The sequence below is a fragment of the Streptomyces xanthophaeus genome (assembly GCF_000725805.1).
GTDB lineage: Bacteria > Actinomycetota > Actinomycetes > Streptomycetales > Streptomycetaceae > Streptomyces > Streptomyces xanthophaeus.
Window position 1 is genome coordinate 1 of the sequence record NZ_JOFT01000028.1, and the last position, 23,186, is coordinate 23,186.

At 72.5% G+C, this 23,186-nt stretch carries 20 protein-coding genes; 7 read left to right on the top strand and 13 right to left on the bottom strand.

Features of this window, described 5'->3' with window-relative positions:
- Positions 1–131: 131 nt before the first annotated feature.
- Entirely contained in the window at positions 132–851 is a 720-nt protein-coding gene (locus IO30_RS0118130; RefSeq protein ID WP_031144285.1) for a PspA/IM30 family protein, read from the top strand.
- A 76-nt stretch (positions 852–927) separates the two neighbouring features.
- On the opposite strand, the gene IO30_RS0118135 is transcribed toward IO30_RS0118130, so the two are convergent.
- The 8 genes from IO30_RS0118135 to IO30_RS0118170 all read right to left on the bottom strand — a co-directional run bounded on the left by IO30_RS0118135 (position 928) and on the right by IO30_RS0118170 (position 10,768).
- Positions 928–3,537: a SpoIIE family protein phosphatase gene (locus tag IO30_RS0118135; protein WP_234321518.1), complete on the bottom strand. Its 2,610-nt coding sequence runs from the start codon at positions 3,535–3,537 to the stop codon at positions 928–930.
- Positions 3,538–3,722: 185 nt separating this feature from the next.
- Positions 3,723–4,151, bottom strand: coding sequence for an ATP-binding protein (locus IO30_RS0118140; RefSeq protein WP_031144287.1), 429 nt, complete (start codon positions 4,149–4,151; stop codon positions 3,723–3,725).
- A gap of 187 nt (positions 4,152–4,338) precedes the next feature.
- A complete protein-coding gene (locus IO30_RS0118145) occupies positions 4,339–4,731 on the bottom strand; it encodes a (deoxy)nucleoside triphosphate pyrophosphohydrolase (RefSeq protein WP_031144289.1) in 393 nt (130 codons plus the stop codon).
- 28 nt (positions 4,732–4,759) lie between these two features.
- Positions 4,760–4,945, bottom strand: a complete 186-nt coding sequence (locus IO30_RS0118150; RefSeq protein ID WP_031144291.1) for an SPOR domain-containing protein — start codon at positions 4,943–4,945, stop codon at positions 4,760–4,762.
- Positions 4,946–5,105: 160 nt separating this feature from the next.
- The gene (locus IO30_RS0118155; RefSeq protein ID WP_031144293.1) at positions 5,106–6,791 is read right to left on the bottom strand and encodes a purine-cytosine permease family protein; all 1,686 of its coding nucleotides are present in this window, start codon (positions 6,789–6,791) and stop codon (positions 5,106–5,108) included.
- A gap of 166 nt (positions 6,792–6,957) precedes the next feature.
- Positions 6,958–7,710, bottom strand: a complete 753-nt coding sequence (locus IO30_RS0118160; protein WP_031144295.1) for a GntR family transcriptional regulator — start codon at positions 7,708–7,710, stop codon at positions 6,958–6,960.
- Between the two features lie 137 nt (positions 7,711–7,847).
- Positions 7,848–9,005, bottom strand: coding sequence for a DUF4190 domain-containing protein (locus IO30_RS0118165; protein WP_051858883.1), 1,158 nt, complete (start codon positions 9,003–9,005; stop codon positions 7,848–7,850).
- Between the two features lie 191 nt (positions 9,006–9,196).
- Positions 9,197–10,768 carry a S8 family peptidase gene (locus IO30_RS0118170; protein ID WP_031144299.1) on the bottom strand — a complete coding sequence of 524 codons (1,572 nt, stop codon included), beginning with the start codon at positions 10,766–10,768 and terminating at the stop codon, positions 9,197–9,199.
- Positions 10,769–10,986: 218 nt separating this feature from the next.
- Between IO30_RS0118170 and IO30_RS0118175 the strand changes: the two genes are divergently transcribed.
- The 3 genes from IO30_RS0118175 to IO30_RS0118185 all read left to right on the top strand — a co-directional run bounded on the left by IO30_RS0118175 (position 10,987) and on the right by IO30_RS0118185 (position 14,242).
- Positions 10,987–12,078: a threonine synthase gene (locus IO30_RS0118175; protein ID WP_031144301.1), complete on the top strand. Its 1,092-nt coding sequence runs from the start codon at positions 10,987–10,989 to the stop codon at positions 12,076–12,078.
- Positions 12,079–12,434: 356 nt separating this feature from the next.
- Complete coding sequence (locus tag IO30_RS0118180) at positions 12,435–13,253, top strand: isocitrate lyase/PEP mutase family protein (protein ID WP_031144303.1); 819 nt, start codon at positions 12,435–12,437, stop codon at positions 13,251–13,253.
- A 53-nt stretch (positions 13,254–13,306) separates the two neighbouring features.
- On the top strand, positions 13,307–14,242 hold the full coding sequence (locus IO30_RS0118185; protein WP_031144305.1) for an EamA family transporter: 936 nt from the start codon (positions 13,307–13,309) through the stop codon (positions 14,240–14,242).
- 20 nt (positions 14,243–14,262) lie between these two features.
- Here IO30_RS0118185 and IO30_RS0118190 read toward each other — a convergent pair whose 3' ends face one another.
- The 4 genes from IO30_RS0118190 to IO30_RS0118205 form a co-directional block, all read right to left on the bottom strand.
- A complete protein-coding gene (locus IO30_RS0118190) occupies positions 14,263–15,054 on the bottom strand; it encodes a trypsin-like serine peptidase (protein ID WP_031144307.1) in 792 nt (263 codons plus the stop codon).
- Positions 15,051–16,133 (bottom strand): alpha/beta hydrolase, encoded by a 1,083-nt coding sequence (locus IO30_RS0118195; protein ID WP_031144309.1) that lies wholly within the window; start codon positions 16,131–16,133, stop codon positions 15,051–15,053. The genes IO30_RS0118190 and IO30_RS0118195 overlap by 4 nt, the downstream gene beginning before the upstream one ends.
- Positions 16,134–16,314: 181 nt before the next feature.
- On the bottom strand, positions 16,315–17,436 hold the full coding sequence (locus IO30_RS0118200; RefSeq protein WP_031144311.1) for an alpha/beta hydrolase: 1,122 nt from the start codon (positions 17,434–17,436) through the stop codon (positions 16,315–16,317).
- Positions 17,437–17,600: 164 nt separating this feature from the next.
- A complete protein-coding gene (locus IO30_RS0118205; RefSeq protein WP_199920965.1) occupies positions 17,601–18,038 on the bottom strand; it encodes a MarR family winged helix-turn-helix transcriptional regulator in 438 nt (145 codons plus the stop codon).
- 78 nt (positions 18,039–18,116) lie between these two features.
- Between IO30_RS0118205 and IO30_RS0118210 the strand changes: the two genes are divergently transcribed.
- Entirely contained in the window at positions 18,117–19,166 is a 1,050-nt protein-coding gene (locus IO30_RS0118210) for an SMP-30/gluconolactonase/LRE family protein (RefSeq protein WP_237403416.1), read from the top strand.
- 1 nt (position 19,167) lies between these two features.
- Here IO30_RS0118210 and IO30_RS0118215 read toward each other — a convergent pair whose 3' ends face one another.
- Positions 19,168–20,445: an ATP-grasp domain-containing protein gene (locus IO30_RS0118215; protein ID WP_031144317.1), complete on the bottom strand. Its 1,278-nt coding sequence runs from the start codon at positions 20,443–20,445 to the stop codon at positions 19,168–19,170.
- Between the two features lie 86 nt (positions 20,446–20,531).
- On the opposite strand from IO30_RS0118215, the gene IO30_RS0118220 reads away from it, so the two are divergent.
- The gene (locus tag IO30_RS0118220; RefSeq protein ID WP_031144319.1) at positions 20,532–21,689 is read left to right on the top strand and encodes a GNAT family N-acetyltransferase; all 1,158 of its coding nucleotides are present in this window, start codon (positions 20,532–20,534) and stop codon (positions 21,687–21,689) included.
- Positions 21,690–21,892: 203 nt separating this feature from the next.
- Positions 21,893–23,113 carry an MFS transporter gene (locus IO30_RS0118225; protein ID WP_051902388.1) on the top strand — a complete coding sequence of 407 codons (1,221 nt, stop codon included), beginning with the start codon at positions 21,893–21,895 and terminating at the stop codon, positions 23,111–23,113.
- Positions 23,114–23,186 lie beyond the last annotated feature (73 nt).

A 23,186-nucleotide genomic window follows, 5' to 3' on the forward strand; every position in this document is an offset into this window, starting at 1 on the left:
GCTTCGGCGGGGGCGGGGGCAGCGGCCCGGGATCCTTCGGCGGCGGCGGCACCCGCGGCCGGATGGGCGGCGGCGGCCGCTTCTGAACTGCACACCCATCTCTGACCAGCCCTGACCAGGAGAGGCCCACCATGAGCAAGCAGACCGTCCTCGGCCGCGTCACCCAGCTCGCCAAGGCGAACATCAACGCGCTGCTGGACCAGGCGGAGGATCCGCAGAAGATGCTGGACCAGCTGATCCGCGACTACACGAACAACATCTCGGAGGCGGAGCAGGCCGTGGCGACGACCATCGGCAACCTGCGGATGCTGGAGGCCGATCACAAGGAGGACGTGGAAGCGGCCTCCGAGTGGGGCGGCAAGGCCCTCGCGGCGAGCAGGAAGGCCGACGAGCTGCGGACGTCGGGGGCGACCGCGGACGCCGACAAGTTCGACAACCTCGCGAAGGTGGCGCTGGGGCGGCAGATCCGGTCGGAGAAGGAGGCGAGGACGGCGGAGCCGACGATCGCCGCCCAGACGGACGTCGTGGACAAGCTCAAGACGGGCCTGGACTCGATGAAGAACAAGCTGACGGAGCTCCAGGCCAAGCGCGACGAGCTGGTGGCGCGGGCGAAGACCGCGCAGGCGCAGAACACGATGATGGACGCGGTGAAGAACATCGACGTCCTGGACCCGACCAGCGACCTGAACCGCTTCGAGGACAAGGTGCGCCGGGAGGAGGCCATGGCCATGGGCAAGCAGGAGCTGGCGGCCTCGACGCTGGACGCCCAGTTCGAGGCCCTGGACGACCTGGACCGGACCTCGGAGGTCGAGGACCGGCTGACCGCCCTGAAAGCGGGCAGGGCCGCGTAGCCCCTCCTCGGGGGAGGCCGCGCAGCCCCTCCTCGGGGGCGCCCGGTGCCGTGGGTCCCGGGGCCCCGCCGCTTCCTCAGCCGTACATGCTCAGCAGCTGCTCCGCCGACAGTTCGGCGACCGCCTCCGCCGCCGCTCCCGGCAGCGGGAGCTCGAACCACACCGTCTTGCCCCGGTGGGTGCGCCGGGTGCCCCAGCCCGCCGAGAGCAGGCCCACCAGCTGGAGGCCCCGGCCGCCCTCGTCCGTGTCCCGGGCCCGGCGGCGCCGGGGCTGCACGAGGTTCGCGTCCCAGACCTCGCACACCAGCGTGCGGTCCAGCAGCAGCCGCAGCCGGATCTCGCCCTCCCCGTAGCGCAGGGCGTTGGTGACGAGCTCGCTGACGAGCAGCTCGGTGGTGTCCAGCAGCCCCTCCAGGCCCCAGGCCGGGAGCTTGGCCCGGGCCAGTTCCCGGGCCCGGCCCACCGAGCGGGCCTCGCGGGGCAGCTGCCAGTCGCCGACCGCGTCCACGGGCAGGCCCTGGACCCGCGCCATGAGGAGGGCGATGTCGTCCTCCCCGTGCCGGGTGTCCAGGGTGTTCAGCACGTGGTCGCAGACGTCCTCCAACGGCCGGACCGGATCGGCCAGGGCCTCGCGCAGCCCCCGCAGCCCCTCCTCCAGGGGGTGGTCCCGGGACTCCACGAGCCCGTCGGTGTAGAGGGCCAGCAGGGCCCCCTCCGGCAGATCGACCTCGACCTCCTCGAAGGGCTCGCCGCCCACCCCGAGCGGCATCCCGGGCGGTACCTCCAGCAGCAGCGCGGGGCGGGGCGCCCCGCGCTCGTCCGGGGGTTCGACCAGCACGGGCGGCATGTGGCCGGCGTTGGCGATGGTGCAGCGCCGGGTCACCGGGTCGTACACCGCGTAGACGCAGGTGGCGAGGTAGACCTCCGAGCGGTCCGCGTCCCGCGAGTGCAGGGCGGCCCGGGAGGCCTGCTGGGAGCCGCCGGGCGCCCCGAGGCCCCGGGCGATCTCGTCCAGGGCCGTGAGCACCTCCGCCGGTTCGAGGTCCAGCAGGGCGAGGGTCCGCACGGCGGTGCGCAGCTCCCCCATGGCGACGGCGGCCCGCAGGCCGCGTCCCATCACGTCGCCGACGACCAGGGCGGTGCGGTGGCCGGGGAGTTCGATGACGTCGAACCAGTCCCCGCCGACCTCGGTGGCCGCGTTGCCGGGCAGGTACCGGCAGGCGATGTCCAGGCCGGCCGCCTCCGGGTCCCCGGGCGGCAGCAGGCTGCGCTGCAGTATCAGGGCCCGCTCGTGCTCCCGGCGGTAGAGCCGCGCGTTGTCGATGCAGACGGCGGCCCGTGCGGCGAGTTCCACGGCGACCGCCCGGTCCCGTTCCCCGAAGGGCTCGCTGCCCTTCGTACGGGAGAACTGCGCGAGGCCGACCACCGTGTCGTGGGCGACCATCGGGACGACGAGGGTGGACTGCACGAGGTCCTCGGGTCCCCCGCCCTCGATCAGCCGCGGCCGGGCCGTGCGCAGCGCGAGTGCGCCGGGTGACGCCGCCGGGTAGCGGTGGATGTCCCCTACGGACACCAGCGCGCCCGGGCCGGACAGCGGGGCGTCGGAGACGGCGGAGGCGAAGGCGACCCGGCGCAGCGCCGCGGAGGGCGTCCGGGCCGGGCCCTGGCCGGGCAGGCTGGGCACGCCGGGGCCCTGCGGCCGGGCGGGCCGGTCGTCGTCGCCGAGGAGCAGCCCCTGGTAGAGGTCGACGGCGGCCAGGTCGCAGAAGCCCGGGACGGTCACGTCGAGGAGTTCCCGGGCGGTGGTCTCCAGGTCGAGGGAGTTCCCGATCCGGTGCCCGGCCTCGTTGAGCAGGGCGAGGTTGCGGCGCACCCCGGCGGCCTCGCGGGCGGCGAGGTGTCGGCGGGTGACGTCGGTGCCGATGCCGGCGACTCCGACGGGGCGGCCGGTCCCGCCGTGCACCCGGTAGAGGTTGATCGACCAGTGGCGGTCGTCCCGGCTGCCGGGGGTGGCCCCGGTGATCCGCAGGTCGGTGACCGACTCCCCGGTGTCCAGGACCTGGCGCAGGGCCTCGGCCATCCGGTCGGCCTCGTGCGCGGGCAGGTAGTCGTGCACGGTCCGGCCCCGGTGCTCCTCCGCGGCGCCGCCGAAGACGGTGGCGAAGCGGCGGTTGGCCCGCTGCACGGTGAGGTCCGTGCCGAAGAGCAGGAAGCCGAAGGGGGATTGGCCGAATATGGCTTGTGAAGCCGCCAGATCGGATTCGATCCGGCGCAGTGCGCGCACGTCGACGACCACGCACAGTGCGGCCCGCTCGGCGGTCTCGGTCTGGGTGGGCATCACATAGATCTCGGCCACGCCGTGCGCACCGTCCCCGCCCGGGATGCGGAAGGGGATCAGGCCCGTCCATTCCTTGCCGTCGAGGATCTCCGCGACCTTGCGGTGACCGTCGGCCCGCAGCTCTGGGGGCATGAAGGCGTCGACCGGGTCGCGCCCGACGGCCTGCGCGGCGGTCAGACCGAACAGCTCCTCGGCGCGCAGGCTCCATTGGTCGACGAGTCCGTCGGGCCCGATCGAGAAGGAAGCAACCTTTATGTAGTCATATATCGAGCCAGGCGGGCTGCTGTGCCACAGGGAGTCGTTCCATGTCTCCCCGGGCACACGGGCCTGATGTGCCTGCGCAGGTATCTCGCTCACGCGACCGTCCCCTCCAGCTCACCGCAACCGGACCGGCCATGACCGAAGTATTCAGCACCACGGCCCCGGACGGCACGGCGTTCACGATCACAGCAAGGTCTCGTTAGTTTCGAGCCACGTCGTGTGACGTCCCCCGGACTTCGTCCGGGGATGCCCCCAGGCCACCCTTCACCTTGTTACTCACCAGGAAGTGCCAACTCGAACCACACAGTCTTGCCCGACTTCTTGTGCCGGGTTCCCCAGCGCTGTGCCGAGACGGCGACGAGGTGCAGTCCGCGGCCGCCCTCGTCGTCCGCTGCGGCGACCTTCTCGCGGGGCGGATCCGGAAGCGGATCGGAAACTTCCACGAGTAGCGCGGCGTTACCTTCGGCGCCCCGGGCGGCTGGATTTCGCCACTCCAGGCGGACGCCGATGGGGCCGGACGCGTACCGCAGGGAATTGGTGACGAGCTCGCTGACCAGCAGGACGGTCACATCGCCGACGGACTCCAGGCCCCAGTCGCGCAGGGTGCCGCGGACGGCGTGGCGGGCGGTACGGACGGCACCGGGCTCGGCGGGAAAGGCCCACTCGGCGCATTCACCGTCTGTGTCGATCACGCCGATCACTTCCCGGGCCAGCAGTGACCCCAGTCCGGTTCGTCGGGGACGAAAGGGGGACGAGATAGGGATTAATAGCGACATACCCGATATTCGGGGCGTCGTACCACTCGATCCGCCACCCACCGGCGCACTGTGGCGCATACGGCCTACAGCGCGAGCGGTGCGCGCCCCCGTGACCCCGCCGTGCGACGGGCTAGCCGCGCAGTCGTCGTCCGGCTTCGGCGACCGCGGGCCGGTCCTGGTCGAGCCAGTTAACCGATTCGAGCTCCTCGGGGCCGAGCCAGCGCAGCTCGTCGTGGTCCTCCAGGGGAGCGGGCTCCCCTGAGACCAGCCGGGCGGTCCACACGTGCAGGACCAGTCCGGGCTTCAGCGGCCACTCCCCCGGGATCCGCTCCAGCGGCTCGGTCTCGACACCGAGCTCCTCGCGCAGTTCGCGCACCAGCGCATCGGGGACGGATTCACCCGGTTCGGTCTTGCCGCCCGGCAGCTCCCAGCGGCCGGCCAGCTCCGGGGGCGCGCTGCGGCGGGCGGCCAGCAGGCGCCCCTCATGACAAAGGGCTCCGCCCACGACCACTCGTACCGTCATGGGCGGAGCCTATGCCAACACTGGATGCTCAGTTCATCGTGGCGGTCTGACCGATCCGCTCGACCCAGTAGAGCTGCTTGTGTCCTCGGTCGTCGAGGCTGTCGACGACCTTCTGGGCCTCGGCCCGGGTGGGGTACCGGCCCACCCGGTAGCGGTTGCCGTTGTCGTCCTGACGTATGACCAGCCACGGGAGCAGGGCACCGCTGTCGTTCATCGCGTTTCACCCTCCGCCGACGTACCTGACCGGGAAACCGCATTGCGCATATGCCCGAGCCTACGCCCGACCTTTACTCAGCGGATACGGTTTTTCACGAAGAGGTACCTCCCGGGCGTACGCATCCGGCCACGCGTACGAGCGGGCCGTGCGCGCCGGTTCAGACCGGGCGCACGGAAGGCATCGGCAGGATCACCGCGCCGCCCCCCTGTTCCTTGCGGCAGGCGTCCCCGCAGGTCGCGTCGAGGGAGCAGCACAGGGAGCAGATCGGCCCGGACTGCACCGGGCAGTCGGCGATGTCGGGGAGTTCGTACTCCGTCGCGCAGACCGAGCACAGGTGCGTGGCGGTGACGTCCTCGACCCGCACCTGCGGTCCGTTGACCCCGTTGGGCCTCGCCAGGTAGTACTTCCCGCCGGTCAGCCAGGCGATGAACGGGCAGAGCAGCAGGGCGAGTCCGGCCGCGATGAAGGTGGAGAAGGCCTCGGCGTAGGTACCGAAGAGCCCGGAGAAGGCCAGGATCGAAACGGTGGAGGCGATCACCATCGCGCCGAAACCCGCCGGGTTGACGGCGTGGAGGTAGGCGCGCTTGAACTCGATGTAGGGCGGGCTGAGTCCGAGCCGCTTGTTGATCACGAGGTCGGCGGCGACCGCGGCGATCCAGGCGATGCCCACGTTGGAGTAGAAGCCCAGCAGCTTGCCGAGCATCGCGAACATGTCGAGCTCCATCAGCGTCAGCGCGATGGCGAGGTTGAGGAAGATGTACCAGACCCGGCCCGGGTGACGGTGGGTGATGCGGGAGAAGAAGTTCGACCAGGACAGCGATCCGCTGTAGGCGTTGGTGACGTTGATCTTGATCTGCGAGACGATCACGAAGAGGGCGGCGGCGGGCAGCGCGAGCCCGCCGAGCCACGGGCGCAGGGCCTCGACCTGCGGCGCGATCGGCTCCAGGGCGTGGGTCTTGCCGACGGCCTCCAGTGCGACGAAGGCCAGGAAGGCGCCGCCGAGCTGCTTGGCGGCGCCGATGACCACCCAGCCGGGGCCCGCGGCGAGCACCGCCAGGTTCCACTTCCGGCTGTTGGCCGGGGTCTTGGCGGGCATGAACCGCAGGTAGTCGGCCTGCTCCCCGATCTGCGCGATCAGCGAGAGCGCGATGCCGGTGCCGAATCCGAAGCCGATCCAGGAGAAGCCGGAACCTGCTCCCTCGGTCCCGCCGAAGCCGGTGAAGGCGCCCCAGGCGTCGGGTGCCTCGAAGGCGAGGACCAGGAACGGCAGCACGAGCCCGATCAGCCAGACCGGCTGGGTCCAGGCCTGCACCTTGGCGAGCGCGCCCATGCCGCGGAAGACGATGGGGATCACGATCAGCGTGGTGACGAGGTACCCGATCTCCACCGGCAGACCGAAGGCCTGGTGCATGGCCTGGGCCATGATCGAGCCTTCGAGCGCGAAGAAGATGAAGGTGAAGGAGGCGTAGATCAGCGAGGTCAGGGTCGACCCGAAGTAGCCGAAGCCGGCCCCGCGGGTCACCAGGTCCATGTCCAGGCCGTACGTGGCGCACGCCCGCGCGATCGGGATGCCGGTCAGGAAGATGACCACGGCGGCGGCCAGGATCGCGGCGGCCCCGCTGGTGAACCCGTAGGCGAAGACGATCGAGGCGCCGATGGCGAAGTCGGCGAGGTAGGCGATCCCGCCGAGGGCCGTGCCGGCGACGGTGCCGGGGCCCCAGCGCCGGAAGGACTGGGGTGCGTACCGGAGCGAGTAGTCCTCGCGGCTCTCGTCGGAGGCGAGCTTGGCGTAGCTGCGCCGGGGCCCGGCCGGGGGCGCGGGGGTGGTGGCGGTATCCGTCATAACGCCGGAAGGTAGGGCCGTCGCGTGACGGCCCTCACCCCGGAGCGTTGCCCGGCGGTTACGCCCCGGCGCCCCGCGTCACCGCGGGGTTAACGCCCCCGGACCCCCTGTCCGCTGGGCGGTGCACCCCTCCAGCCCGGCCCGGCGGTGCACCCCGCCGGGCCGCTCACCTCACCGGGAGGTGGTATGCGAGGCGGTAGCGGTCCGCGGGGACCACCACGTCGGCCGTCTCCACGGCGCGGCCGGACGCGAAGTAGGTACGGCCGATCACCAGCACCACATGGCCCGGCACCCCGCCGAGGAGCAGGTTCTCCTCCGCCAGCCCCGGCCGCGCGCCGACCTCCTCCACCACGTTGTCGACGACGACGTCGATCGCGGCCATCCGGTCGACGACCCCGGAGCCGCCCAGCGGGCCCTCCTCGGGCAGCATCACGGGCGTGCGGCCGGTCACGGCCAGCGGCTCCCAGGAGGTCGACAGCATCATCGCCTCCCCGGCGTCGCGGAAGACGTACCGCGTGCGCATGACGCGCTCGCCCGGCTCGATGCCGAGCCGCTGGGCGATCTCCGTCGGAGCCGGCCGCTGCTCGCTGCTGGACTCCCAGGTGCCGCGCGCGCCCGCGTCCGCCTGTTCCTGCCGGAAGGGCGTGGACACCCCTCCCGTGCGGAATCCGGCGCGCGCCACGCGCCGGGGCTCGGGCTGCTCCCGCACGTACGTCCCCGACCCGGACCGGCCCTCGACCAGCCCCTCCGCCATGAGGACCTTGCGCGCCTCCAGCGCCACGGTGTCCGAGACCCCGTACTCCTCGCGGATCCGGGCCTGCGAGGGGAGCCGGGCGTGCGGGGGCAGAGAACCGTCGACGATCTTCCGCCGCAGGTCCCCGGCCACGCGTAGATAGGCCGGCTGCTCACCGAAAGTCACGGGCCACTCCCATCAGGTTGACAGACAGCTACACCCTGGCAACCGACGGTTGAATACCGCAAGCAAGGGCCAGAGTTTCACCCGAAGTGATGAAGCCTGGTCACTCAAACCCGTTACCGCGCGTCACGCGGTCGACGTCAGGCCTGTTCGGACGAGGGTCCGCGTCCGGAACCCCCGTACGAGTCCTCCGGCTCCTCCTCCAGCCACCAGGGAATCTTCGTCGACAGCCCGTACGCGCCCCTCAGGGCCTGCTCCGTCGTCGCCCTCGTCGCGTCCTCGGCCATGGTCCAGTACCGGTCGAAGTCGGCGCCCGTCCTCGCCTGCGAGGCCCGCATCCACGCCGTCCGCGCCGCGCCGAGCTCCTTGAGCTGGGCGTCGGCGGCCTTCTCCAGCCCCGGAAGGCCCCGGTCCCGCTCCAGCAGCCGGACCTCCTCGCTCAGGGCCCCGTACACGTGGCGCGCCCAGGCCTGGTGCTCCGCGAGCGCGTCGCCCGGATCCTCCTCCGGGGCGCGGCTCAAGGCGAACTCGACCTCGTTCGCCGCCTTCAGGAAGGACATCTGCGCTTGCGTGAGCACCCCTCCGTCGCGGCGCAGGCTGCCGCGCTGCTCGTGCTGGGTCGTGCCGATCACGCACAGCAGGTGCCGGTCCCCGGTGCTCCAGGTCTCGCGGGTGGGCGCGTAGGAGAACGTCTCGGCGCCCTCGGGCAGGGCCCAGGTGTCCATCGCGTAGGCGTCCTGCGCCCGCCAGCACTGCTCGTCCGCCTCGCGCTGCGCCTCGTCCGACCCCGGGAGCCCGCCCGGATCGAAGGAGCCGGCCGAGGTGACCTCGGCGTGGTGGTCCTGCGCGCAGTCCACCGCGTACGTCCGGGGCCGGTCGGTCATCAGGTGCCCGCCCGGCACGTTGAAGCAGTCGCCCGTCCGCAGGTCCTCGATGGGCGTGAGCTCCCCGTCGGCCGCTCCGTAGCCGCCCGCGCCGTCGAACCGGTCGCGGACCGCCGTGCCGACCCGGTCGGCGGCCAGCCCGAGCACGCCCGTCATCAGCACGGAGACCACGAGTCCGACGATCGCGAGCGCCTTGCCCCGCTCCCTCTTCCTGGCGATCTGCACCAGGGCCACGACCGCGAAGACGATGCCGAGCGGCGGCAGGCACAGCAGCCCGACGAGCAGGGAGGCCAGGGCGAAGCCGTTCAGCGCGGCCGGCCGGCCGTACCCGGGCGGCGGTCCCCACGCCGGCGGCGGGGAGGGCGGGGGCCACTGGTACCCCGGTCCGGAGGGCGGGCTGGGCGGGGTGCTCACGGGACGGGGGACTCCCTCACGGGTGGCGCGAACGAATGCGCGAAATAGTACGCAGCGGGGGCGACCGCCCTGCCGGTCGCCCCCGCCTGTTCATCGCGGCGTACGTGGTGCTGCCGTGCGCGGTCCCGCGCGCCCGGCCGTACGCGGTGCCCCGGTGGGGCGCCCCGGGGTCAGCGCCCCGGGGTCATCCGTCAGAACTGCAGGGCCCACGAGTCGATCTTGCCGATGTCGGCACCCGCGAGGTCCGCGACGCGGAGCTTCCAGACGCCGTTGGCGACCTCGGAGGAGGCGTTCACGGTGAAGTTCTGGATGATGTTGTCAGCGCTGCCGCCGGTGCGGTTGCGCAGGTTGTAGACGGTGCCGTCGGGGGCGACCAGGTCGACCCGCAGGTCACCGACGTAGGTGTGCTTGATGTCGACCGGGACGCTCAGCGCGGCCGGGGCGTTGCCGGAGATCCCGCTGACGGTGATCGGCGACTCGACGGTGGAGTTGTCGGCGATCGCGTAGTCGTTCAGGTTCTCGAAGCGGGTGCCCGGGTCGGGCGGGGTGGTGCCGGCGCCGATGTTGAGCAGGCGGTTCGGAGAACCGGTGCCGGGGCTGGTGACCACGTTCGGGGTCGAGGCGGCGACCAGGCCCGCGGATATCTGGGCCGGGGTGCTGCCCGGGTTCTGCGAGAGGTAGACGGCGGCCGCGCCCGCGACGTGCGGCGAGGCCATCGAGGTGCCGGAGATCGTGTTCGTGGCGGTGTCGCCCGTGCCCCACGTGGAGGTGATGGAGGAGCCCGGCGCGAAGATGTCCAGGATCGAGCCGTAGTTGGAGTAGCTCGCCTTGGCGTCCGTGTTGGTGGTGGCGCCGACCGTGATGGCCTCGGCGACGCGCGCCGGGGACTTGGTGGAGGCGTCCGTCGACTCGTTGCCCGCGGCCACGGCGTAGGTGATGCCGGAGGCGATGGAGTTGCGGACGGCGGTGTCGAGCGCGGAGTCCGCGCCGCCGCCGAGCGACATGTTGGCGACGGCCGGCTTGACGGCGTTGCGCGTCACCCAGTCGATGCCCGCCACGACCTGGGCCGTGGTGCCCGAGCCCTGGTTGTTGAGCACGCGGACACCGACGATCTTGACCTTCTTGGCCACGCCGTACGCGCCGCCGCCGACGGTGCCAGCGACGTGGGTGCCGTGGCCGTGGCCGTCCTGGGCGGTGTTGTCGTTGTCGATCGCGTCGAAGCCGTCGGAGGCACGGCCGCCGAAGTCCTGGTGCGTCTTGCGGACGCCGGTGTCGATGATGTAGGCGGTGACGCCCTCACCGGCCTTGTCCGGGTAGGTGTAGCTCTGGTTCAGCGGCAGCGCGCGCTGGTCGATGCGGTCCAGGCCCCAGGACGGCGGGTTGGGCTGGGTGGCGTCGACGGTGAAGGTCCGGTTCTGCACGACCGACTTGACCGCGGGGTCGGCGGCGAGTTTTCTGGCCTGCGCCTCGGAGACCTCGACGGAGTAGCCGTTGAGGGCCGCACTGTAGGTCCGGTCGATCTTCGCGCCGTACCGCTTGGCGACGGCCTTGCCGCTGTCCGCGGTGGAACGCGCGGAGTCGTTCAGGGTCACGATGTAGCTGCCGGAGACGGCGCCCGGCGCGCCGGCGTTCTCGATGACGCCCTGCGCGCCCTGGTCGGCCGCGGAGGCGGGTAACGCGGCGGCCGCGCCGAGCGCGAGGGCCACGACGGCGATCGCGCTGACGCCGGCGATCTTCCGGCGGGTGTGACGCATCACGGACATGTGAGGTGTCCTCCAGATAGGTGGTGCGTTGCGGGGGGTTGCGCGCAGCCGCAGGCCCCGCCCGGACATGACTTAGGCATGGTCATGACAAGGCAGATGGCCCAACAGGCTGTCGCCTCCGAAAGGTTGACCCAGCCCCGCCGCCTCCCACAAGAGGACCGTGCAGCCGTAACATCCGTGCCATACGACGGCCATGATTGAGCAAAGGCGCTCCGCACATGACGCACGCACTCCCCGGTTACGTCTGCCCCGAGGACGGGACGTGCGCCGACGTCCGGACGACCCCCTGGTGCTGCCCGGTCTGCGGCGGCCCCTGGGACCTCGACTTCACACCGGATCCGGCCAGCCCCCTCGAACCCGCCTGCGGACCCAATTCCCTGTGGCGGTACGCGCCCGCACTGCCGCTGCCGGGGGCGTTCGCCGTCTCCCTGGCGGAGGGGCACACTCCACTGGTGCCGCTGGCGGAACGGGTTCACGCCAAACTCGACTTCATGATGCCGACGCTGTCCTTCAAGGACCGGGGCGCGGTGATGCTCGCCGAGCTGGCCAGGCGGCTGGCCCCGCAGCGGGTCGTGGCGGACAGCAGCGGCAACGCGGGAACGGCCGTGGCGGCATACTGCGCACGGGCGGGCCTCACTTGTGAAGTTTTCGTGCCCGAGGGCACCTCGGAGCGCAAGACCGACCGGATGCGGGCCCACGGGGCGGCCGTACGCGTGGTCCCGGGCGGCCGCGAGGCCGCGGCGGGGGCGGCCCGGGAGGCCGCCGACGGGCCGGGGGTCTTCTACGCGAGCCACGTCTTCAACCCGTACTTCCTGCACGGCACGAAGACCTACGTGTACGAGGTGTGGGAGGAGCTGGGCGGCCGGCTGCCGCAGGCCCTGGTCCTCCCGGTGGGCAACGGCACCCTGCTGCTGGGAGCCGCCCTGGCCGTGGAGGAACTGGCCCGGCGCGGGGTCCGCCCGCCCGCCCTGATCGCGGTGCAGGCCGAGGCGGTGGCCCCGCTGGCGGAGGCCTTCGCGGCGGGGGCCGAGGACGCCGCCCCGGTGGAACAGCGGCCGACCCTGGCCGAGGGGATCGCGATCCCGGCGCCGCCGAGGGCCCGTCAGATCCTGGCCGCGGTGCGCAAGTCCGGCGGCACCTTCCTCACGGTCTCCGAGGACCGCCTGCGCAAGGCCCGGCAGGACCTGGCCGCCCGCGGCCTCTTCGTGGAACCGACGGCCGCGGCCTGCTGGGCCGCGGTGGGCCCGGCCGCCCCGGACGACCCCCTCCAGGGCCGCACGGCGGTCCTCCCCCTCTGCGGCGCGCAGTAACGCGGGGCCGCAGGGCGGCGCAGGCGGGGCAGCGGCGGGTCGCCGCCCTCAGCTCGGCGCGAGCGCGTTCCGGGACCCGGGCGCCCCGCGCCCCCGGCTGACGCGGCGCGAAGCAGCCCGCGAACGGGCCGCACGTGGCGGGCCTCGAAGCAGGCCGCCGCGATGACTGCTGAGGCCGAGTCCCCGGGCGCCCCGCGCCCCCGGCTGACGCAGCGCCAGCCGGAGAGCGGGCCGCGGCGCGCGCCCCGGCACAGGCCCGCAGACGGGCCGGGCGGCCCCGCCCCAGGCGGCCCCGGTGGGGACTCCGTGTCGGAAAATCGCCAGCTTCGCGCGGGGCGGTCTGGTCCACTGGGGGCATGACTCCTCAGCTCGATCTTGCCGCGCAGGCCCGCGCGTTCGCGGCCCTGCACACCCCCGCACGGCCCCTGGCCCTCGCCAATGCCTGGGACGTCGCCGGTGCCCGTCTCGTCGAGGCCGCGGGTGCGGCCGCCGTCGCCACCACCAGCGCGGGCGTGGCCTGGTCCCTCGGTTCCCCCGACGGGGACGCGCTGGCCCGCGACCGGGCCCTGGACCTCGTCGCCCGGGTGGCCTCCGCGGTCTCCGTGCCCGTCACCGCCGACATCGAGGGCGGCTTCGGCGCGGACCCCGACGCCGTGGCCGAGACCGTCACCGGGGTGCTTGCCGCCGGTGCGGCCGGCATCAACATCGAGGACGGCAGCCGCGACCCCGCCGAGTACGCGGAGCGCCTGGCCGCGGCCCGCGCCGCCGCCGGGGCCGCCGGGGTCCCGCTCTACATCAACGCCCGCGTCGACACCTACCTCCGCGGTCTCGGCGATCCCGCCACCCGGCTCGACGAGACCCTCGCCCGCGCCGCCGCCTACCTCCGGGCCGGGGCCACCGGCATCTTCGTGCCCGGGGTCACCGACCCGGCCACCGTCGCCGAGCTCGCCAAGGGCATCGACGCTCCCCTGAACGTCCTCGTCGGCCCCGGCGCCCCGAGCGTCGGCGAGCTGGGCGCCCTCGGCGTCTCCCGCGTCAGCCTCGGCTCGTGGGTCGCGGAGGCCGCGTACGCCGTCGTGCGCCGCGCCACCGAGGAGCTCCTCGCCGACGGCACCTACGGATCGCTGGAGCACTCCCTCCCCTACGGCGAGCTGAACGCCCTGCTCAAGGGCTGAGACCCAGGGAAATCCCCGAAGCCTGCCTAGGCCGACCAACCTAGGATCCGGCCATGCGCACATCCACTCCGGCGGAGACCGCGGCCCCGGCCGGCCCCCACCGCACGATCACCGGCGCCGTCTGGACCGCCCTGGCCCTCGTGTACGTCGTCTGGGGCTCGACCTACCTCGGGATCCGGATCGTCGTGCAGACCATGCCGCCGTTCCTCTCCGCCGGAGTCCGCTTCATCACCGCCGCCCTGCTGCTCGCCGCCGTCGTCGCCTGGCGCTACGGCCCCGCCGCGCTCAAGGCCACCGGGACCCAGCTCCGCTCGGCGGCACTGGTCGGCCTGCTGCTGATCCTCGGCGGGAACGGCCTGGTCGTGCTCGCCGAGACCTCGGTCCCGTCCGGCCTCGCCGCGCTGCTGGTGGCCTCGGTCCCCGTGTGGCTGGTGGTGCTGCGGGCAGGCACCGGGGACCGGCCGCCGCTGCGCACCCTCGGCGGCGTCCTGCTCGGCCTCGCCGGGCTCGCGGTGCTGACCCTGCCCGGGCTGAGCGGGGAGGTGCGGCTGTCCGGGGTGCTGCTGGTGCTGGCCGCCTCGGTGCTGTGGTCCCTCGGCTCCTTCTCCGCGTCGAAGCTGACGCTGCCGGACAATCCCTTCAGCGCGAGCGCGTACCAGATGCTCGCGGGCGGGCTGGGCGGCATCGTCGTGGGCCTGCTGCGCGGCGAGCACCGCGGACTGGACCCGGCGGCCTTCTCCACCGCCTCGTGGCTGGCCCTCGGCTACCTGGTCCTCTTCGGCTCGCTCGTCGGCTTCACCGCGTACGTGTGGCTGCTCCGGGCGGCGCCGCTGTCGCTGGTGTCCACGTACGCGTACGTCAATCCGGTCGTGGCCGTCGCCCTCGGGGGACTGATCCTCGACGAGGCCCTGACCTGGCCGATCGTGCTCGGAGGAGCGGTCGTCGTGGCGGGCGTGGGCGTGATCGTCAGCACCGAGCGGCGGCCGTAGGCCGCACGTGCGGCGGTGGTTCAGCCCCGGGCCGCACGTTCGTAGAGCGCCTTGGCGTTCTCGTCGAAGAGCGCGGCCGTGGAGTCCACGTCCGTGTCCCCGCCGCTCAGCACGCCGATCAGCCGGCCCGCGGGGGCGGAGCCGCCCCGGTCCGCGATCCAGGGGCTGCCGCTGGTGCCCGTCCAGAACCCGGCGCAGCTGATGTACAGCATGTCGGGGTCGTCCTCGTCGTGGGCGGTCTGGGTCGTGCAGGAGACGGGCTTGTTCTGCGGGTTGTGCTCGGACTCCGGGTAGCCGACGACCGTCACGTCCCGTTCGTACCCGGAGGTCCAGTCGGGTGCGGGGGCCTGGTCCCCGCCGCCCACGGCCTCCTGGACGCTGCGGCCGTCCTCGTCGGGCTCGATGGTGAGGAAGGCGAAGTCGGCGGTGTCCTCGCCCCACTTCGTCCAGCGCTCGTCCACGTGGATCGAGCGGACCTTCCACACCCCCAGCGGGTGGCTGCCGGAGCCCTCGCCCGAGAAGGCGGGCGCGAAGGCCAGCTCGCCGATGGCCAGGCCGTCGTGGGCGACCTCGCCCGGTTTCCCGTCCTCGCCCGCGGGGGCCACGCAGTGCGCCGCGGTGGCGACGACGTTGCCCTCGGGGCTGTCGACGACGCTGGCCGTGCACCAGTGCTCGCCGTTGGCCATGAGCACGCCGACGGTGGGGAAGGGGTGCACGGGCTGCTCGCCCGGCGCCTTGAGGAACACGACGGCGAAGAGCGCCACGACCCCCGCGACGGCGGCGACCGACGCCCCCTTCACCACCGGGGTCATCGCACGCCGGGGTCGGGGGTCGGTCCGGACATCACCTTGCTGATCCACTCCAGGGAGCCCTCCCTCATACCGCGTACGTACGACTTTCCGTCGTGTCCACCATCCTGGATCACCTGGAGCGTGGTGTGCACGGGACCCTTCCCGTACTCCTGCATGAACTTCTCGGCCTTCTCGCGGCCGGTCTCCGCGGTGCCGATCTGGAAGTTGACGTAGACGTCGGGACCGCCCGCCCTGATCAGCTTCTCGGCGAGCTTCTCGGGGTTGTCCGCGTCCATGGCCTGCGTGTTCCCCTGCCACAGCGGGGAGTCGGGGACGATGTCGGTGCCGCTGGCGATGACCGCCTTGAACCGGTCGGGGTGCTTCAGGAGCTGCTTGAAGCCGTTGAACCCGCCCGCGGAGGAGCCCATGAAGGCCCATCCGTCGCGGGAGGTGAAGGTCCGGAAATTGGCCTTCGCGAAATCCGGGACGTCCTCGGCCATCCAGGTGCCCATCCTGGGCTGGCCGGGGATGTCCGAGCCGTCGAAGTGGTGCTTGGTGTCGGCGTTGGTCACCGGCATGACGAGGATGAAGGGCAGGCTCGTACCCGCCTTCGCCCCGTCGCTCACGGCCTTCTGGAGGCCGAGCCCCGGACCGGTGCCCCAGTAGTTCGTGGGGTAGCCGCGGCCGCCGGGCAGGGAGATCAGGACGGGGAAGGCGCTCCGGGCGTACTTCGGGTCCTCGTACTCCTTGGGCACCCACACCCACACGTCCCCCGTGAAGCCGGATTTCGCCCCCGTGAGCGTGGTCCGGCCGATCTGCGTGCCGTCCGGCATCCGGTGGGTGCGGACGAACTCGGCCGCCGGCCCGGTGGGCATGCTCACGCCGGGCCGGACGGCGGAGGCGGTGGCGGCCTTCTGCTGGACCTTCCCGAAGGAGACCGGGTCCCCCACGTCGGAGAAGAGCCCGGTCTTGTAGGCGGCCGCGCCGCCGGCGGCGAGGGTGAGCGCGAGCCCACCGCTGATCAGGATGAGGCGCAGGCGCTTGGGGCGACGGCCGCCCTCGGTCGAGGGGCTGCCGTCGCCTTGCTGGTCATGCTGCACGGATGTGTCCCGTTCCTTCTCCGGCGCTCACCTCGGAGCGCGGGCCGGACCGTTCGGTCCCCCTTACTCCTTCTACAGAGGTGTGAACGACCGGATGGGTTGCCTGGGACGGGCGCGGCGTGGCGTGGCCCGCAGCACACGCGCTCCACGCAGCCCGCGACGCCCCCGCGCACGGGTCCGGTCAGCCCTCTTCGGGCTTCGGGGCCTTGAGCACCTTGCTGATCCACTCCAGGGAGCCTTCCTTCATGCCCCGGACGTAGTGCCAGCCGTTGTGCTCGCCGTTCTGGATGTCGCGGATGGTGGTCTTGACGGGGCCCTTGCCGTACTGCTGCTGGAACTTCACCATCCGCTCCTTTCCGCTCTCCTTGGTGCCGATCTGGAAGTTGATGTAGACCTCGGGGCCGTTGGTGTCGATCAGCTTCTTGGCGAGCTTCTCGGGGTCGTTCGCGTCCATCTCCGCCTGGTGGCCCTTCCAGAGCGGGGAGTCGGGGACGATCTCGCCGCCGCTGGCGATCACGGCCTTGAACTTGTCCGGGTGCTGCAGGACCGTCTTCATCCCGACGAAGGCGCCCGAGGAGGAGCCCATGAAGGCCCAGCCGTCGCGGGACTTGTACGTACGGAAATTGGCCCGGGTGAAGTCGGGGACGTCCTCGGCTATCCAGGTGCCCATCTTGGCCTGGCCGGGTATGTCGGAGCCGTCGTAGTAGTACTTGTTGTCGGGGTTGAGTACCGGCATGACCACGATGAAGGGCAGGCTGGTCCCCGCCTTGACGCCCTCGCCTATCGCCTTCTGCAGGCCCAGGCTGCGGTCGGACCAGTAGTTCGCCGGGAAGCCGTTGCCGCCGGGGAGCGCGATGAGCACCGGGAAGCCGCTCTTGGCGTACTTGGGGTCGTCGTACTCCTTGGGCGCCCATACCCAGACGTCGCCCTCGAAGCCCGACTTCGCCCCCGCGAGGCGGGTCTTGGCGATGACCGTGCCGTCCTCCAGCTTGGTGGTCTGCTTGAAGTCGGACTTGGGGCCGGACGGCAGGAGCACGTCCGGGTCACCGGAGGGCTCGGCGGCCCGGGCCCCGCCGCCCGAGGGCTGCGGCTCGGCGGCCGGGGGCGGGGTGGCCTTGCCGAAGCTCACGGCCTCGCCGTTGCCGGAGAACCAGTCGAGCTTCCAGGCGGCGAAGCCCCCGCCGCCCGCGAGCAGCACCGCGAGGGCTGCCACCGCGCCGATCCACATCCGGCGCCGGGACCGCCTGGGTTCCGCGTACGACGGCCGGTCCTCGGGCCCCGGGCTCTGCGGGTACTGGTGCACGAACTTCGCTCCGAACGGTCATGACTGCCCCGGGGGCAGAACGGCTGGGCATCCACTGGTGGTGATGTACGTACGCCCAGCGCAGTTCCGAAACCAGGCAAAAACATGACGGGGATCTCAAGACGCCCGTCGCCGGCGGCCCTGCCGGCGACGGGCCGCCGCGCTCACCGCTGGGCGTCGAGCACGTCCGCGCACCGCCCCAGCAGCTCGATCAGCAGCGCGCGTTCCTCCCCGGTGAAGGCCTCGGCCAGGGCGCGCTCCACGCGCACCGCACCGGAGTCCGCGAGCTCCATGGCGGAGCGGCCCTCCTCCGTCAGCCGGGTCTCCAGCACGTTGCGGTGCAGCTCGTGCGGGGTCCGCAGGATGAGGCCGCGCTCCTGGAGGTTCTTCAGCACGGTGTTCATGGTCGGCGGGGTCACCCCGCACAGCCGGGCGAGCGCGGCTGCGGAGATCCCGGGCTTCTCGGCCAGCCAGAGCAGCGCGGCGTACTGGGGAACCGTTACTGCGGCCGGCTTGCACGCGGTGTTCTTCGCCGCGAGGAGCGCCTGCTCGGCGCGCTTGAGGTGCGAGCCGATGCGCTCTTCGGGGGCCATGGAGGTCATGCACCGCATCCTACGGCTCTTGCATGCATTAGAGCTCTCACATACATTCGCCTTCACTCGACCAGTAGGGGGCACCTGATGATGCGTTCGTCGAATGCTGCGAAGGACACGAAGGGCACGAAGGAAGCGGAGGAAGCGGCGCCGGGGCGGCGGCGCGCCCGGAACCGGCTGGTGCCCACCGCGGCGCTGGGCCTGGCCGCGGCGCTCACGGTGGCCGCGGCCCCGGCGCAGCAGGTGTCGCCCCGGATATCCACGGCCTTCGTCCTGCCCGGGGCGAAGGTCTACCCGGAGGGCATCGCCACGGACCCCCGTACCCGCACCGTCTACGTGGGCTCGTACGCCGACGGCACCGTCTACCGGGCCCGCCCGGGCGCGCGCACGGCGGAGGTGTTCCTGCCCTCCGGGACCGACGGCCGCCGCACGGCGAACGGGCTGCGGGTCGACGCCCGGGGCCGCCTGTGGGTGACGGACTCCACCACCGGGGTCGCCGTCTACGACACCGCCACCGGGGCCCGCCTGGCCCACTTCGAGGTGGCCGGGGACGGGGCCCGCTTCGTCAACGACCTCGCGCTCACCCCGGACGGCACCGCCTATCTGACCGACAGCGTCCGCGGGGTGCTCTACCGCGTGACCCCGGCCCAACTGGCCGCGGGCAGCGGGGCCCTGACCGAGGCACACGACCTCACCCCGGTGCTGCGCCCCCGGCCGGCGGGCGGCTTCAGCCTCAACGGCGTCGTCGCCGACCGCTCGGGCCGCTACCTGCTGACCGTCGACATGGTGGCGGGCGAGCTCTTCCGCGTCGACCTGCGCACCGGGGCGCTGCGGCGCGTCGAGCTCACCGGCGGCGACCTGACGCACGCCGACGGCCTGGACCTCTCCGCCGACGGCACCCTGCGGGTGGCGCACAACGTCACCAACGCGCTGACGCGCTGGCAGGTCGGCGCCGACGGGAGCCGCGCCCGGCTGACCCGTACGGTCACGGACGCCTCGCTGCAGATCCCGACGACCCTCAGCCACCTGCCGGGCCGCACCCTGGTGGTCCGCTCCCAGTTCGACAAGGGCGGACCCATGTCCCCCGGCACCGGCACTCCCACCGCCTTCACGGTGGCCTCGGTCCGGGGGCTGTGACCTACGGGGTCTCCTCCATCACGAAGATCTCCGCCGACAGGCGCTGCGCGATGTCGAGGTGGGCGGCCTTCGGGATGGATCCGGGCTCGGCGCCGGGCCAGTAGCACTCGACGTAGCCCTCGCGGTCGAGGTAGTTGGCCTGCTCGGCCCGGGACACGGCACCGGGGGCCGCGTAGACCTCGTACGAGCGCACCGCCCCGTCGACCTCACCGGCGGGGCGGACCGCGGCGATCTTGCCGGGCGGGGCCTTGAGCACGGCGATGGCGGCCAGGCCGGAGGGGGTCGGCCGGGGGAAGTCCTCCAGCCGGTCCAGGTAGGAACGGACGTGGAGTTCGTACGGGGAGATGCCGAGCGCCCGCTCGACGAGGTCGATGATGCCGTCACCGGCGGTCCGCGCGCCGACCTCCATGATCTGCGGCTCCGCGTCCCCCTCCAGCCTGATCTCCACGTGCGCCACGCCGTGGTCGAGGCCGAGGGCCTCGCAGGCGCGGACGGCGAGGTCCAGGACGTCGGAGCGGTCCGAGTGGATGCTGGGGACGCGGTGGCCGACCTCCGCGAACCAGGGCTGCGGGCCGTGGGACTTGTCCGTCACCGCCAGGACCGTGGTCACTCCCCGGTGGGTGAGCACCTCGACGGAGACCTCGTCGACGAGGGTGCAGAACTCCTCGACCTGGATGCCGCGGTTCTTCACCGTGAACGTCGCGGTCGCGTCGATGGTCTGCCGGACCGAGGTGTAGGCCTCCTCGATCTCCGCCTCGGTGCGGATCAGCCGTACGCCGAGGCTGCCGCCGAACGCCGAGGGCTTGACCACGCACGGCAGCCCGATCTCGGCGACGGCCGCGCGAGCGGCGTCGAGGTCGTCGGCCTGGAGGTAGCGCGGGGTGGCCACCCCGGCGGCGAGCAGGCGGTCCTTCATCCGGTTCTTGTTGATCCCGGAGTCCTCGATGGAGCTGCGGGACAGGAAGGGCAGCCCGTAGTGGTCGGCGATGAGCCGGCCGGGCATCAGACCGGGGTCGATGAACGGGACGATGCCGGCCGGCTTCAGCCCCGTCTCCTTCTCGAAGTCGAGGACCACCCGCAGCGCCGTGTCGGGATCGCTGAAGTCACCGATGAGCACGTGGTCGAAGAATTTGGCCGCCCTGGCGTCCACCGAACGGGCGATCGTGACGAGGGGGCCGTCGAACACCCGCAGGGCGGCCACGACGGCCCTTTCACGCAGGGCCATCGTGGCCCCGAAGACGAGCAGGTACTGGCCATTCTCAGTAACCGGTGATCTCATGGAACGTAGCCTAGGACAGTACGACACGCCTTTGTAGACGGCCAGTTGGACGAATTCGCAGACCAATCGCAGGGGAGCGGCACGCCATGGGGGCCACCCGTCACTTCACCGACCCGCTGGGCGGACTCGCCGACGCCGAGTGGGACGGACTCGCCCACGGGCGGTTCTACTCCTCCGCGTTCTGGCTGCGCCTGGTGGCCCTGGAACCGGGCATGGTCTCCGGCGCCGTCCAGGTCCCCCTGCCCGGCGGCGGCCGCGCGGCCGTCCCGCTCGCCGCGACGGACGGCACCTCCAACCCGCACCTGCGCTGGTACGAGCAGCTCACCGAGCGGGGCCTGCCGAGCCCGCCGCCGGGCGGGGTGCTCATCGGGCAGCGCCGGGGCTACCTGGCGCACCTGCTGGCCACGCCGGGCGCGGACCGGGCGCAGGCCGCGGCCGCACTGCTGGCCGCCGTACGCGAACTGCCCGACCCCCTCGGCCCCGACGGGGCTCCGACGGGCCCCTCCCGCGTGGCGATGTACCTGACCACGGCCGACGCGCTGGCACTGCGCGAGGCCGGGGCGCCGACGATGCCGGTGGCGCTGACCGCGGACGCCTGGGTGGAGATCCCGCCGGGCGGCTGGGAGGAGTGGCTGGAGTCGCTGGGCTCCCAGCACCGGCGCCAGCGGGTGAAGCGGGAGGTCCGCAGGTTCGAGGAGGCCGGCTACCGGGTGGAGCACCGCATCCTGCGGGACGCGTACCAGGACGTGGGCCGGCTCGCCGCGCGGACCGAGCAGCGGTACGGCATCGACGGGAGCGCCGAGGCCTATGTCGAGGCCTTCCGCAAGCACGCCGAACTGGCCGGGGACCGGGCCGAGGTGCTGCTGTGCTCGATCGGCGACGAGCCCGCGGTCGGCTGCTGCCTGTACGTGCGCGACGGGGACACCGTCTACCTGCGCGCGGTCGGCTTCGACTACGAGCGGCTGCGGGGCGCCGCCGAGTACTTCAACCTGGCCTACTACATCCCGGCCCGGATGCCGGGCGTGCGGTGGCTGCACGCCGGGATCGCCACGCCCGACGGCAAGGCGATGCGCGGGGCGCAGCTGCGGCCCCTGTGGCTGGTCGACCTCACGCCCGGCAGCCCGCTGGAGGGGCGGGACGAGGAGGTACGGGCACACAACGCGGCCTTCCGCGACGGGCTGGCCGCGACCTCGCCCGCGGTGGCCCGGGCCGTGGGCACCGAGGAGTGGAAGGCCTTCTCCTGAGCGGCGGCAAGCGGTCCACTCCGCACTTCAACTCACTTGAGAGCTAAGGGAATTGGGGCGCCCGTCGGCCCGGTGAAGGGTTAGCCTGGTCCTATGATCCTGCGGGAACGGTGCGCGCTCCGCGCCACGACGCACGAAGCACACGACGGGCACCGGACGCCGTGCACCGGCGCCGGAGCCGGACCGGTGACGGCGGTGTCCGCGTGACGACGGTGCTGCCCGACAAGCGCCGGTTCGGGCCGCTCGCCCACCGCAACTTCCGCCGCTTCTACATCGGCCACAGCCTCTCCCTCTTCGGCACCGGCATGGAGCGGGTGGCCGTGGCCTTCGCCGTCCTGGCCGCCGGGGGGTCCGCCTCGGACCTGGGCCTGGTGATCGCCGCCGGGGTGACCGTCAACGTCCTGTGCCTGCTCGCGGGCGGGGTCGTCGCCGACCGCTTCGGCCGTCGCAAGGTGATGCTGGTCAGCGACACCGTGCGGTTCCTGGCGGAGGGGACCTTCGCCGCCCTGGTGCTGTTCGGCCACCCGTCGGTGTGGACGATGCTGGTGCTGGTCGCCGTCCAGAACGCGGGCACCGGCTTCTTCACCCCGGCGATGGCCGGACTGACCCCCGACATCGTGCCGGCCGCGGACCTCCAGCGGGCCAACGTCCTCATCGGCGTCGCCAAGGACGTCGGCGTCGTCCTCGGCCCGGCCCTCGCGGGCCTGCTGGTGGTGACGACCAGCCCCGGCCTGGTGCTCGCCCTGGACGCGGGCACGTACCTGGCCAGCGTGGTCGCGGTGGCCCTCGTCAAGGTCCCGCCGTACGTGAAGCGGACCGCGCGCTCGCCCCTGGGCGACCTGAAGGACGGCTACGCCGCCTGGCGGGAGCAGAACTGGATCTGGCTCACCAGCATCACCTTCGCCCTGTTCAACGCACTGCTCTACGCGCCCTTCCTGGTCCTGGGCCCGATCGTCTCGGAGGACCGCCTCGGCGGCGGCAGCAGCTGGGGGCTGATCCTCGCGGCCCTGGGGGCCGGTTCGATCCTGTTCGCCCCCGTACTCCTGCGCTGGACGCCCGGACGCCCGCTGATCGTGATCATCCTGGCCCAGGCGGCCTGGGCGGCGCCGGTGCTGTGCCTGGCGGTGGCGGCGCCGCTGCCGGTCACCGCGGCGGCGGCCTTCGTGGGCGGGGCCAGCCTGGCCGTCTTCAACGCCATCTGGACCACCCTGCTCCAGACCAAGGTGCAGGGCGAGCTGATCGCCCGGGTGTCGTCCTTCGACGCGGTGTGCTCGTACTCCCTCTCCCCGCTCGGCCTCGTGGCCGCGGCCGCGGTGGCGCAGGCGACCTCGACCGAGGCGGTGCTCTGGGCGGCGGTGCTCTGGCAGGTGACCAGTTCGAGCCTGCTCCTGCTGATGCCCGCGGTGCGCCGGGTCACCGCCTGACCGGCCTTGTCGAGCGGATGCGGCCGGGGCTAGGTTGGGCGGCGTACCGGCCGTGGAACACCAACTGCCGATC